This is a genomic window from Pseudomonas sp. 86_A (assembly GCF_017491705.1).
Classification (GTDB): Bacteria; Pseudomonadota; Gammaproteobacteria; order Pseudomonadales; family Pseudomonadaceae; genus Aquipseudomonas; species Aquipseudomonas koreensis.
The window spans coordinates 105,947-118,339 of sequence record NZ_JAFGYS010000009.1 but is presented as its reverse complement, the minus strand read 5'-3'; the positions used below and the strand labels follow the sequence as shown (position 1 = coordinate 118,339).

At 60.2% G+C, this 12,393-nt stretch carries 14 protein-coding genes; 6 read left to right on the top strand and 8 right to left on the bottom strand.

What is annotated here, in order from left to right; genetic code table 11:
- Positions 1-67 precede the first annotated feature (67 nt).
- From J5M57_RS15320 to cfaB, 4 genes are all read left to right on the top strand, one after another.
- Positions 68-319 carry a hypothetical protein gene (locus J5M57_RS15320; protein ID WP_064589899.1) on the top strand — a complete coding sequence of 84 codons (252 nt, stop codon included), beginning with the start codon at positions 68-70 and terminating at the stop codon, positions 317-319.
- A 64-nt stretch (positions 320-383) separates the two neighbouring features.
- Positions 384-1,229, top strand: a complete 846-nt coding sequence (locus J5M57_RS15315) for a DUF692 domain-containing protein (protein WP_207848651.1) — start codon at positions 384-386, stop codon at positions 1,227-1,229.
- Positions 1,220-2,008, top strand: a complete 789-nt coding sequence (locus J5M57_RS15310; RefSeq protein ID WP_207848650.1) for a DNA-binding domain-containing protein — start codon at positions 1,220-1,222, stop codon at positions 2,006-2,008. The genes J5M57_RS15315 and J5M57_RS15310 overlap by 10 nt, the downstream gene beginning before the upstream one ends.
- An 85-nt stretch (positions 2,009-2,093) precedes the next feature.
- Complete coding sequence (cfaB, locus tag J5M57_RS15305) at positions 2,094-3,281, top strand: C17 cyclopropane fatty acid synthase CfaB (protein ID WP_207848649.1); 1,188 nt, start codon at positions 2,094-2,096, stop codon at positions 3,279-3,281.
- Positions 3,282-3,322: 41 nt separating this feature from the next.
- On the opposite strand, the gene cls is transcribed toward cfaB, so the two are convergent.
- Positions 3,323-4,762: a cardiolipin synthase gene (gene cls, locus J5M57_RS15300; RefSeq protein WP_207848648.1), complete on the bottom strand. Its 1,440-nt coding sequence runs from the start codon at positions 4,760-4,762 to the stop codon at positions 3,323-3,325.
- A gap of 131 nt (positions 4,763-4,893) precedes the next feature.
- Here cls and J5M57_RS15295 point away from each other — a divergent pair, with 131 nt between their 5' ends.
- Positions 4,894-5,412, top strand: coding sequence for a DUF3617 domain-containing protein (locus J5M57_RS15295; protein ID WP_083367491.1), 519 nt, complete (start codon positions 4,894-4,896; stop codon positions 5,410-5,412).
- A gap of 81 nt (positions 5,413-5,493) precedes the next feature.
- Here J5M57_RS15295 and J5M57_RS15290 read toward each other — a convergent pair whose 3' ends face one another.
- From J5M57_RS15290 to folE2, 6 genes are read right to left on the bottom strand one after another with little or no spacing between them, the layout of a single operon-like run.
- Entirely contained in the window at positions 5,494-6,825 is a 1,332-nt protein-coding gene (locus J5M57_RS15290) for a dihydroorotase (protein ID WP_207848647.1), read from the bottom strand.
- 3 nt (positions 6,826-6,828) lie between these two features.
- A complete protein-coding gene (locus tag J5M57_RS15285) occupies positions 6,829-7,389 on the bottom strand; it encodes a carbonate dehydratase (RefSeq protein WP_025112617.1) in 561 nt (186 codons plus the stop codon).
- Complete coding sequence (locus J5M57_RS15280; protein ID WP_207848646.1) at positions 7,386-8,261, bottom strand: metal ABC transporter substrate-binding protein; 876 nt, start codon at positions 8,259-8,261, stop codon at positions 7,386-7,388. The genes J5M57_RS15285 and J5M57_RS15280 overlap by 4 nt, the downstream gene beginning before the upstream one ends.
- Before the next feature lie 11 nt (positions 8,262-8,272).
- Complete coding sequence (locus J5M57_RS15275; protein ID WP_207848645.1) at positions 8,273-9,139, bottom strand: metal ABC transporter permease; 867 nt, start codon at positions 9,137-9,139, stop codon at positions 8,273-8,275.
- Entirely contained in the window at positions 9,139-9,807 is a 669-nt protein-coding gene (locus tag J5M57_RS15270) for an ATP-binding cassette domain-containing protein (RefSeq protein WP_207848644.1), read from the bottom strand. Before J5M57_RS15270 ends, J5M57_RS15275 begins: the two co-directional genes overlap by 1 nt.
- Positions 9,804-10,700, bottom strand: coding sequence for a GTP cyclohydrolase FolE2 (gene folE2 / locus J5M57_RS15265; protein WP_207848643.1), 897 nt, complete (start codon positions 10,698-10,700; stop codon positions 9,804-9,806). Before folE2 ends, J5M57_RS15270 begins: the two co-directional genes overlap by 4 nt.
- An 84-nt stretch (positions 10,701-10,784) precedes the next feature.
- Between folE2 and J5M57_RS15260 the strand changes: the two genes are divergently transcribed.
- A complete protein-coding gene (locus tag J5M57_RS15260) occupies positions 10,785-11,987 on the top strand; it encodes an N-acetylmuramoyl-L-alanine amidase (RefSeq protein WP_207848642.1) in 1,203 nt (400 codons plus the stop codon).
- On the opposite strand, the gene J5M57_RS15255 is transcribed toward J5M57_RS15260, so the two are convergent.
- Positions 11,984-12,358: a glutamine synthetase gene (locus tag J5M57_RS15255; protein WP_207848641.1), complete on the bottom strand. Its 375-nt coding sequence runs from the start codon at positions 12,356-12,358 to the stop codon at positions 11,984-11,986. The genes J5M57_RS15260 and J5M57_RS15255 overlap by 4 nt on opposite strands.
- Positions 12,359-12,393: the final 35 nt, after the last annotated feature.

Genomic DNA, 12,393 nt, shown 5'->3' with positions numbered 1-12,393 from the left:
CTAGTGCTATGTCGGGACTGAACAACCTTCCAGCCGACACCCCTGACGCTTACCGAGGATATAAAAAATGACTATCAAATCCGCTGCTGCTGGTGCCGCTCTCGCTTTGGCCGCCGCCACAATGTTCGCCGGTGTCGCCACCAACGCCATGGCGGCCGATGCTCAGGTTCACTGCTACGGCGTCAACGCCTGCAAAGGCCAGAACGACTGCAAGACCAAGGACCACGCGTGCAAAGGCATGGGCTCCTGCAAAGGCCAGGGCTTCAAGGCCATGACTCAGTCGGCTTGTGAAAAAGCCGGTGGCAAGGTCGGCGAGTAAGCCACCTGTGAGTGCTGCCGCAGCGGGTGATGCCGCTGCGGCCACTTTGCAAAGGAGTCCTGGCATGTCAGCTTCTGTTCCTTTCCTGGGTTATGGCCTGGGTTTGCGCAGCGCCTATTACCAACAGATCCTCGAACAGTCGCCGGACGTGGACTGGTTCGAAGTGGTCTCGGAAAATTTCATGGTGCAGGGCGGCAAAGCCTTGTACTTCCTCGACGCCATCGCCGAACGCTACCCGGTAGTGATGCATGGCGTGTCCCTGTCCATCGGTGGGCCGCATGCCCTCGATTCGGACTATCTCAAACAGCTTAGGCAACTGGCCGATCGGGTCAAACCGGCGTGGATCTCCGATCACCTCTGCTGGAGCCGTGGCAACGCCCATCAGCTGCATGATCTGTTGCCGCTGCCGTACACCGAAGAAAGCCTTGCCTACATCGCCGGGCGCGTGGCGCAGGTGCAGGACGTATTGCAGCGGCCATTAGTGCTGGAGAACGTGTCCAGTTACGTGCGCGCCGCCACCGATGACTTCACTGAGTGGGAATTTCTCCAGGCCCTGAGTTACGTCAGCGGCTGCGAATTGCTGCTGGACGTAAATAACGTCTACGTCAGCTCACGCAATCATGGCTTCGATCCGTGGACGTTCATTCAGAGCTTGCCCAAAGACAAGGTGCGCCAACTGCATCTGGCCGGGCATAGCGACTACGGTGACTACGTCATCGACACCCACGATCATCCGGTGAGCGATCCGGTCTGGGCGCTGTATCAACGCACGCTGGAACACTTCGGGCCGGTGGCCACGCTGCTGGAACGCGATGATCATTTCCCGCCGTTCGCAGAACTGCTCGACGAACTGCACAAGGCCCGCGAACTGGGCGACCACGTTTTGGCCGGGAGACAGCAATGCGCCTGAACGAATGGCAATTGGCATTTGAGGCGTTTCTGCTGGAGGAGGCGATGGCAGCGCCCCCGACCTTGAGTGCCAGTCTGATCGGCGGCCCGACGCTGGACGTGGACACAGGGCTGGCGATCTATCACAACGCCTTCAAGGCGCGTTTGCTGGAGGTGCTGCGCAATGACTTCACGGCCATCCACCATTGGCTGGGGGACGAAGAGTTCGACGCGCTCGCGGCGGCGTACATCCGTCAGCACCCATCGAAGCACTACAGCCTGCGCTGGCTCGGCCGAGGTTTCGAGGCGTTTATCCGTGAGCATCTGGTGCCGGAGCAAAGCGCAGCGTTGAGTGAACTGGCCACCCTTGAGTGGGCGTTTACCTTGGCGTTTGATGCACCGCCCGGTACGCCGTTGACGATTGAGGCGATGGCGGCGTTTTCCCCACAAGAATGGCCCGTCCTTAAGGTCAAAGCGACGCCGTCGCTGCAGTGGCTTGAGCAGCGATTCAACAGTCTGGTCCTGTGGCGCTCGGTCAAGGAAGCAACGGATTTCCCGCATAGCGAGGCACTTGAAGTCCCGCAGGTTTGCCTGATCTGGCGCAGTGATCTGCTGTGCAACTACCGAAGTCTGGAGCCGGCTGAGGCGAGCGCGCTGCACGGCCTGTTGATTGAAGGCTGGAATTTCGCCGAACTGTGCACCGAGTTAACAGTCATCTATGGTGAGGGCGCGCCACTTCAGGCTGTTACCTGGTTAAAGCAGTGGGTGCATGACGGCATGCTGGAGCGTCTGGAACGATAGTCTCGGCCAATCAAATCGATAGCCTGCTATTTTTCAAGGATGGTCTACCCTCAGATCTGACGTCTGAAACAAGGGGGGATTTTCCATGCTCGCGCAACTTCCACCGGCCTTACAGAATCTGCAGCTTCCGCTGCGCTTGCGACTCTGGGACGGCCATGAGTTCAATCTCGGGCCGGCGCCCAGTGTCACCATCGTGGTCAAGGACCCGACGATGGTCAGCCAGTTCACCCATCCAAGCCTTGACGCGCTGGGGGCGGCGTTTGTCGAGGGCAAGCTGGAACTGGAGGGCTCGATCAGCGAGGTCATCCGGGTGTGCGACGAATTGAGCAGTGCCTTGCTCGATGAAGACGATGACCCCCAGCCAGTGCGTGCGGTACACGACAAGGAAACCGACGCCAAAGCCATTTCCTACCACTACGACCTGTCCAACGCGTTCTACCAGCTGTGGCTGGACAGCGACATGGCGTATTCCTGCGCGTATTTCGAAACCGGCAGCGAAACCCTGGAACAGGCGCAACAAGCCAAATTCCGCCACTTGTGTCGCAAGCTACGCCTGCAACCGGGCGAATATCTGCTGGATGTCGGCTGTGGCTGGGGTGGTCTGGCGCGTTTTGCCGCGCGGGAATTCGGCGCCAAGGTGTTCGGTATCACCCTGAGCAAGGAACAACTGGAACTGGCCCGGGAGCGGGTCAAGGCCGAAGGCCTGGAAGACCAGGCCGAACTGCAACTGCTCGACTACCGCGATCTGCCGCAGGACGGTCGCTTCGACAAAGTGGTCAGCGTTGGCATGTTTGAGCACGTCGGCCACGCCAACCTCGCCGAGTACTGCAAAGTCCTGTTCGGTGCGGTGAAGGAGGGCGGTCTGGTGATGAATCACGGCATCACCGCCAAACACACCGATGGCCGTCCGGTAGGGCGCGGGGCCGGCGATTTCATCGAGAAATATGTATTTCCCAACGGTGAGCTGCCGCACCTGGCGATGATCTCGGCCGAGATCAGCGAAGCAGGGTTGGAGATTGTCGACGTCGAAAGCCTGCGCCTGCATTACGCGCGCACGCTGGACCACTGGAGCGAGCGTCTGGAGGACAACCTCGAAGCTGCCGGTAGGTTGGTGCCGGATCAGGCGTTGCGTATCTGGCGGCTGTATCTGGCCGGGTGTGCCTATGCGTTCGCCCGTGGCTGGATCAACCTGCACCAGATTCTGGCGGTGAAGGCGCATCCCGATGGTAGCCATGAACTGCCCTGGACTCGCGAAGATATCTACCACCCTTGAGGCTCGAACCCATCTCCCTCAGTCGCGAGGGGATGGGCCGTCTAGAGAATCGGCGAAATGAGCCGGGCGATCCGCATGCCGAGCTGTTGCAGGCGGTGGATCTCCCGGCTTTCTTCTTTGGCGACTTCGTAAGCCTGTTCGAAGTCCTCGTTGAGCATGTGTTCCACGTGGGCGGCGAACTCGCTGTCTACCGTCAGCAGCATCACTTCGAAATTCAGCCGGAACGACCGGTTGTCCAGATTGGCGCTGCCGATGGCACTGATCTCGCTGTCGATCAACACCACTTTCTGATGCAGGAACCCCGGTTCGTAGCGGAACACTCGTACCCCGGCGCGCACCGCTTCGAACGCGTAGAGGCTGGAGGCGGCGTAGACGATGCGATGATCGGGACGCGAGGGCAGCAGCAGGCGCACATCGACGCCGCGTAGCACCGCCAGGCGCAACGCGGCGAATACTGCCTCATCGGGAATGAAATACGGGCTGGTGATCCACACCCGTTCCGTCGCCGCGTGGATGGCTTCGACGAAGAACAGTGAACAGGTTTCGTAGGCATCCGCCGGGCCGCTCGCCAGCAATTGGCAGAGCACGCCATCTTCCGGGTAGACATCCGGCAGGATCAGCGGTGGCAACGTGCGGGCAGCCCAGAACCAGTCCTCGGCAAACGACTCCTGCATGCAGGCCACCACCGGGCCACGCACCTGAACATGGGTATCGCGCCATGGTGCCAGTGGCGGCTTTTCGCCCAGGTATTCATCACCGACGTTGTGCCCGCCGACAAAGCCAAGCACACCATCGACCACGACGATTTTGCGATGATTGCGGAAATTTACCTGGAAGCGATTGAGCCATCCGCCGCGCGTGGCGAAGGCTTTGACCTCGACACCGCCATCGCGCAGCGCCTGCACGTAGCTGTGGGGCAGGGCGTGGCTGCCGATGCGGTCGTAGAGCAGATGAATCGCCACGCCTTCGGCGGCTTTTCTCAGCAGCAGATCGCGCAGGCTTTGACCGAGCCGGTCGTCATGGATGATGAAGAACTGAATCAGCACGGCTTCACGCGCCTGCTCGATGGCCTGGAAAATAGCCGCGAAGGTCGCGTGACCATTCACCAGCAATTGCACTTCGTTGTTCGCCAGACACGGCATGCGCCCCAGCTTGGGCATGGCGCGCAGCGAGGCGTAGGCATTCGAAGCGCGGGCGGTGAGGGCCTCTTCAACCCACGGCCGCCAGTTCAACTCGGAAATCGCCTGGCGCATCTGTTCGTTGGCCTGACGCCGCGCCTTGATGTAACCGTCGAACGTGCTGCGGCCAAAGACCAGGTAAGGGATGAGTGTCAGGTAGGGGATGAAAATGAGCGACAATGCCCAGGCGATCGAGCCTTGCGCGGTGCGTACGGTCAGCACCGCGTGGATAGCGGCGATCAAGCCGAGGCTGTGTATCAGGGCGATCAGATAACCGAAAATGTGCGGTCCAAAATAATCCATGGGGCAGCCTTGCTCCTGAAGATTCAATGCGTAACAGACCATGTTCCGGCGCGATTGTCGCTATTTAATTGGCCCATGAACCGAAGCCTTTGGCCGACGTCTAACGGCCACTACTGATCAGGAGTTTTTCGATGAACGTTCGTCTGCTGGGTTTGGCGCTGGGCCTGGGTTTGGCAATGCCGGTGGTTGCGCAGGCGCAAATGCTGCAGCCGGGTTTGTGGGAAATGACTTCGAGCAACGTCAAGGTCGATGACCAGCCGATGGATGTGCAATCGATCCTCGGCCAACTGCAAGGCCAGATGACCCCGCAGCAGCGGGCAGCGCTGGAGAAGAACGGGATCAACATCGGCGGCAAGGGCATTCGTGCCTGCCTGACGCCGCAGCAGGTCGCAACCAACGATATCCCGCTGGCCGATCCGCAATCGGGCTGCAAGCAGCAGATCACCGAGCGCACCGGCAACCAGTGGAAATTCCGCTTCAGTTGCCCGAAAGCGCAAGGCACCGGTGTGGCCACCTTCGTCAGTGATCGTGAGTTCACCACTGTAGCCAATGGTACGTTCAATGCCATCGGGATCAACCAGAAAGGCAGTCTGGAAACCCGCGCGGTGTGGTTGGGTCAGGATTGCGGCACGGTTAAGCCAAGAGCTTGAAACTTCGCGAGCAGGCTCGCTCCCACAGTTGGAATGCATGTCCAATGTGGGGCGAGCCTGCTCGCGAAAGCGTCTTGCTGATCAGCGCATGAACCGCAACGGCAAGCCCTGACACCCCTCATTCACCCGCCCGCCATCCCAGGCAATCTGTCCCGACACCAGTGTCGTATTCACCCGATATCGGAACGTCTTGTGAGCAAACGGCGTCCAGCCGCACTGTGACAGGATCGGTTGCCGAGACACTTCCAGCGCCGCTGGCTCCACCAGCACCAGATCCGCCCAATACCCTTCACGCAAATAACCCCGATCCGGAATCGCAAACAGATCCGCCACGCGATGGCTGGTCTTCGCCACCAGTGTGGTGATTGGCAGCACGCCATCGGCCACCAGTTCCAACAGCGCTGGCAACGCCTGTTGCACCAGCGGCAAACCGGAGGGCGCCTCGGCATACGGTCGCTGCTTTTCCGCCCAGGTGTGCGGTGCATGATCACTGCCGATCACATCCAGTCGATTGCTCAACAAGGCCTGACGGAGCGCGTCCCGGTCCGCCTGGGTCTTGATCGCCGGGTTGCATTTGATCAGGTTGCCGAGGGCTGGATAGTCACGGTCATCGAACAGCAGATGATGCAGGCAGACTTCGGCCGTGATGTGTTTCTGTGCGAGCGGCTTGTCTTCGAACAACGCCAACTCGCGGGCGGTGGTCAGGTGCAAGACATGCAGGCGGGTGCCATGCCGTTTCGCCAGTTCTACGGCCAGTGATGAAGAGCGGTAGCAAGCCTCGGCATCGCGCACCAGCGCATGAATATTCGCCGGCAGGTATTCGCCCAGTTGCTCGCGCAGACGGGCAGCGTTGGCCTCGATGCTCGGCGTGTGTTCGCAATGGGCCAGCAGAATAGTCGGCACGTCGGCGAACAGGCGCTCGAGAATCTGCGGATCATCCACCAGCAGGTTACCGGTGGAGGCGCCCATGAACACTTTGACCCCGGCCACTTCGTAGGGGTTGAGTGCGGCGACGGTGTCGAGGTTGTCCCGACTCACACCGAAGTGGAAGCCATAGTTGGCCACGGAGTTGATCGCCGCCCGGCGCTTTTTATCGGCCAGCGCTTCGAGGGTGAGTGTGGCCGGTTGGGTATTGGGCATGTCCATGAAACTGGTGATGCCACCCGCCACTGCCGCTCGAGACTCGGTGTGAATGCTGCCCTTGGCCGGCGCGCCCGGCTCGCGAAAATGCACTTGGTCGTCAATCATGCCCGGCAACAGCCACCGGCCACGGGCGTCGATTTCCACCCGGGCGTTTTCGCCATCGATGCTGCGCGCGATCTTGACGATGCGGCCATGGCTGACCAGCAGATCGCCGTCGTACTCGCGCCCTTCGTTGACCAGTCTGGCGTTGCGAATCAGCACGCTGCTCATGGTTCAGAACTCGTTCTGCAAGGCTTTGTAGCCGCGCACCAGATCGACATTGGTGCGTGCCACGTCTTCGGAAAACTCCGAAGCACTGACACTCACCGGCGGGAACTGCGAGAGGTCGGTGTTGGGGCCGATGCGGGTGGTGGAGGGCACGTAGAACGCGTCCGGCAAATCGCGGCCATCAACCACCGAGTTATGCCGCACCACGCAGCCGTCTCCGACCACGCAATTGAACAGCACACTGTTGAAGCCGATGAACACCCGGTCGCCGACCACGCACGGACCGTGCACGATCGATCGGTGAGCGATCGAGGTGAATTCGCCGATGGTCACGGCAGCACCGGATTTGGAATGGATCACCACGCCGTCCTGGATGTTCGAATTGGCGCCGATGGTGATCGGCTCCATAGCACCGGAGGCGTCCACCTCATCCGCGCGAATCACGGCATAGGGACCGACGAACACGTTCTCGCCGATGACCACCTTGCCGCAGATGATCGCGGTTTTATCGACGTAGGCCGACTCGGCAATTTGCGGCAGATCGCCTGAAGGATTCTTGCGGATCATGGTTGGCTCAGCGCGTTGTAAAGGGTGTTGAGGTTGTATTCGAACAGCCCGGCAAAGGTACTGGCCGGACCACTGGCGGCGAGGGCATCGGAGTACAACGTGCCGCCGATGTGCGCGCCGCTCTCCTCGGCGATCTGCTTGAGCAGGCGCGCGTCCTTGATGTTTTCCATGAACACCGCTTTGACCTTGGCCTGACGGATCTGCGTGATCAGTGCGGCGACTTCGGCGGCCGAAGGTTCACGCTCGGTGGACAGGCCTTGGGGCGCCATGAAGTCAATGCCGTAGGCCTGACCGAGATAACCGAAGGCATCGTGGCTGGTGACGATCTTGCGATTACCCGGCGGTAGCGAACCGAGCTTGGCCTTGGCTTCGGCGAGCAGGGCGTAGATCTGTTTCAGGTAGACCTGACTGTTGCGTTGGTAGTCGGCCTTGTTCGCCGGATCGGCAGCAATCAGCGCCTTGGTGATGTTGGCGATGTACAACTCGGTGTTGGCCAAGTTGTGCCAGGCGTGCGGGTCGGGAATGGTTTCGCCGTCTTCATCGAGCGAACGCGGAATCACACCGTGGCTGGCACTGATGAGTGGAGCCTGGGTGCCGGTGCTGGTCACCAGGCGGTCGAGCCATGGTTCGAAACCGAGGCCGTTCTTGATGATCAACTTGGCCTTGAGCAGTGCTTTGGCATCGTCCGGTGTCGGTTCATAGGTGTGCGCATCGGCGTCCGGACCAACCATGTTGGTGATCTGGATATGCTCACCGCCGACCTGATGGACCATGTCGGCAAGGATGCTGAAGCTGGTGACCACCGGCAATTTCTCCGCCGCCGACAACGACATCGACAGCAGCAAGCTGAACAGCACGAGTAGAGCGCGCATCGGAAAACACCTCATTGGGATGTGAGCGAAGGTGGGCGGCGCAGCAGACCGTGGACCGGTCCGAACACCACGGACAGCAGATAGGCGAAACCGGCGACCAGAGCGATGGCCGGGCCGCTGGGCAGCGAGTAGTCGAACGACAGCAGCAAGCCGACCCACACCGACAGGCAGCCGATAAACGCCGCAATGGCGATCAGCGCCGGCAGACGTCGGCTCCAGAAACGGGCAGCGGCGGCTGGCAACATCATCAGGCCGACCACCATCAATGCACCGATGGCCTGGAAGCCGATCACCAGATTGAGCACCACAAGGGTCAGGAACACGCCGTGGGCGAGAGGGCCGAGACGACTCAAGGTTTGCAGGAATAGAGGGTCGAGGGTGTCGAGCAGCAGTGGTTTGTAGATCACCGCCATGGCGATCAGGCTGAAGGCCGAGACCCATAACATGCCGTGAAGAGTAGGGCCGTCAACCGCCAGTGCCGATCCGAACAACAGGTGCAGCAGGTCGAGGCGTTTGCCGGCGATCCCGAGAATCAGCACGCCGCTGGCGAGAGAGATCGGGTAGATGGCGGCGAGGCTGGCGTCTTCGCGCAATCCGGTGCGACGGGTAATCCAGGCGGCCAGTCCCGCCATGCTCAGGCCGGCACCGAGACCTCCGAGGGTTAACGCGGGCAGACTCAGACCGGCGAACCAGAAGCCCAATGCTGCGCCGGGAAGAATGCCGTGGGCGACGGCGTCACCGATCAGGCTCATGCGCCGCAGGATCAGAAACACGCTAAGTGGCGCTGTGCTGCAGGCCAATACCAATCCGCCGATCAGCGCTCGGCGCATGAACACGAATTCGTTGAACGGTTGCCAGAGGTGGGCGACGGTGAGCATTAGGCCACCTGCGTATGGGGTGTTTGCTGGATCAGATCAGCGCTGGCGCCAAACGCGCACTCACGGTCTTTGATCAACAACGTCTGCGGGATGTGTTGGCGGACGGCGGCGAGGTCGTGGCAGACCACCAGCAGAGTTCGGCCTTCGGCGTGCCAAGCGTGGATGTGTTGCCACAGTAGTTGCTGGCCCAGCTCATCAAGCGCGGCGTGGGGTTCGTCGAGAAGCAGTAATGGCGCGTCAGCCAGACTCAAACGGGCGAGCAACGCGCGTTGCAGTTCGCCACCGGAGAGGGCCATCAGCGGGCGCTTCTCGAGGCCGCTCAGGTGCCAGTGATCGAGTGCATTGGCGAGGCGTTGCGCGCGCAGTTGTGTCGACAATCTTCGGCCCCAGAAACCGGCGGCCACCAGCTCTTGCAGGCTGATGGGGAACTGCCGGTCGAGGTGTTGCTGTTGCGGCAGGAACGACAGGCCCCCTTGGCGTGGAACCCCTAAGGCAACTTTTCCGGATAACGGTTTCTGCAATCCGGCGATGACTTTCAGCAGGCTGCTTTTACCGCAGCCGTTGGCGCCGATGATGGCGGTCAGGCTGCCGCTGTCCAGCGCGATGGTCAGTGGTGAGGTCAGCGGTTGGCCCGGGGCGCCCCAGCTCAGGGTATGGCAGCGGATCATGCGAGCTCCCGGTGCCAATGACTCTCGGCGACGGCATCGTGGGCGTGCAGGCTTTCGGCGTGAATCACCCGCAGGTGGAATCCGCTGACACCGGGAGAGCGGCGCAGGGCCAGGTTGAGTCGGCGGGCGGCATCTTCGCAGAACATCAGGTTCTGCCCATTGGCCAGCGCGAAGGCTTGTTCGTCGGCGCGCTTCACCGCGGTTTGCACGGCAGTGCCGAGCGCGGCTTCGGCGTCGTTGATGATCACGCTCAGGGGCAGTTCATCGATGAACTCATCCAGATGCATGTGCAGTTGTGCGGTGCTGCGTTGGCTGTGCGGAGTGGCGACGATGCCGTGACTTGATCCGAGCCAGGCCAGAACCTCGGCGTGCTGTAGTGGCTTGTTGGCAAAGTCATCGATGAATTGCTGCTGGATCAACTGCCGCGCTAATGCCGCTGAGCATGGGCAAGTTGAGGAGTAGGGCACTTCGAGTTTCAGTTCCACGTGGAACACTTTGTTTTTCAGGCTCGCGGAAATGCTCACTGGATAGCTTTTCCACCCGGCCAGCGGACTGACCAACGCGGGTCTTTTCAGCAGCACTTCGCTATGGATATTCAGGTAGGCATTGCTGGATAAACCATCGTGGCTCTCCAGGAAATCATCCAGTACCTGACGCAAAACCCAAGGAGAAAGGTTCTGCTGCTCAAGTGTCGCCAAGGCCAGATACAACCGTGACATGTGAATGCCGCGTGCTTCGCCATCATCGAGGCTGACGCCCGCGTCAGCCTTGGCGCTCAGGCGTTGTCCCTCCAATAAAACGGGCAAAGCGATTCCGCGCATTCCCACCCACTCGAGCGGTAGTGCTTGGCGAGCGGCTTGAGCGGCGATATCCGGAAGTGTCAGCGAATTCATGTTCAGGACCATCGTGTTGATTGAATTGAATGTTACATTATAACAATTCAAACCACGATGCCTTTTTCATGAACGGGTTTTCATATGCACAGACGCCACTTGCTCAATTTGTTCCTGGCCAGCGCAGCTTTCGCTTTGCCGTTCAGTGTTTCGGCTACCCAAGTACGTAATGCGCGACTCTGGCGTTCGGATGAAAAGCTGCGATTGGTCTTCGATTTGAGCGGTCCGGTGCGTTACAAAACCTTTGCTCTGAGTGCACCGGAGCGCTTGATCATTGATCTCTCCGGGGCGAGTTTGAGCGGTGACTTCAGTCAGTTGGTATTGGCGGATACGGCAATTCGCTCCATCCGATCCGGACATTTCGGTCAGGGTGATACGCGGATTGTTCTCGATCTGAACAATCCAGTGCTATTGAACAGCTTTCTGTTGGCGCCTCAGGATGGCCAAGGCCACCGCTTGGTGCTGGATCTGGTGAATGCCGAACAGGCCTCAAACACGGCAATGGTTCCACGTGAAACACCTTCTAGTAAGGCTCACGCCAAACGCGACATCGTTGTCGTAGTCGACCCAGGACATGGCGGTAAGGACCCCGGCGCGGTCGGTGCCAAGGGTGAGCGGGAAAAAGATGTGGTGTTGTCCATCGCACAATTGCTCGCCAAACGCCTGAAAAGGGAGAAGGGGTTCGACGTGAAGCTGGTGCGCAACGACGACTTTTTCGTGCCCCTTCGCAAGCGTGTGGATATCGCCCGTCAGCACAAAGCCGACATGTTTATCTCTGTGCATGCCGATGCGGCGCCGCGTCTGACGGCGTCAGGCGCATCGGTGTATTGCCTGTCCGAAGGCGGCGCGACGTCAGCAACCGCGCGCTTTATGGCGCAGCGCGAGAACGGCGCGGATCTGCTCGGCGCGACCAGCCTGCTCAATCTCAAGGACAAGGACCCGATGCTCGCCGGCGTGATCCTCGATATGTCGATGAACGCCACCATCGCCGCCAGCCTGCAACTCGGCAGTACCATACTTGGTAGTTTGGAAGGCATTACCACGCTGCATCAGAAGCGCGTGGAGCAGGCGGGATTTGCCGTATTGAAGTCGCCGGATGTGCCGTCGATTTTGGTGGAAACCGGCTTCATTTCCAATGCGCGTGACAGCCAGCGACTGGTCACCGCCCGGCACCAGCAGGCTATCGCCAACGGATTATTTGAAGGATTGCAGCGCTATTTTCAGAAGAATCCGCCGATCGACAGCTATATCGCCTGGCAGCAGGAGCAGCAAAAGACACAGGTTTAGCAGCCAGTGATGCGGCTGCAGGTGAACTTCGCACTGCTGCCTCCCGAGCTGGAAAAGCGATTGATCGTCGTCCAGCCGACTCGACGGGTGTAGCCGACCCAGGCTTCCCCGTCAGAGGCGATCCCGGTGAAGAATGTCAGTTGGCCGAAACGGCTATTGGTCTGCGCCCAGTAACGTTTGTCATCCTTTTCAAAGCCCCGCAGGTAAATCGTGCTGCCCACGGTGTTCACGCTGTAGGCATTGCCTTGCGCATCGACGCAGGCCAGCAGATTGGCGCTGCGTGTGCAGTGGGCGAGCGTTGGCGTTTGTCCCCAGGCGGCACCCGACAGCAATGCAAGGCTCAACAACGAGCATTTCAGGGCAATTTTCATCACGGTTCTCGATGGCTGCATGCATGCAGCTTCCG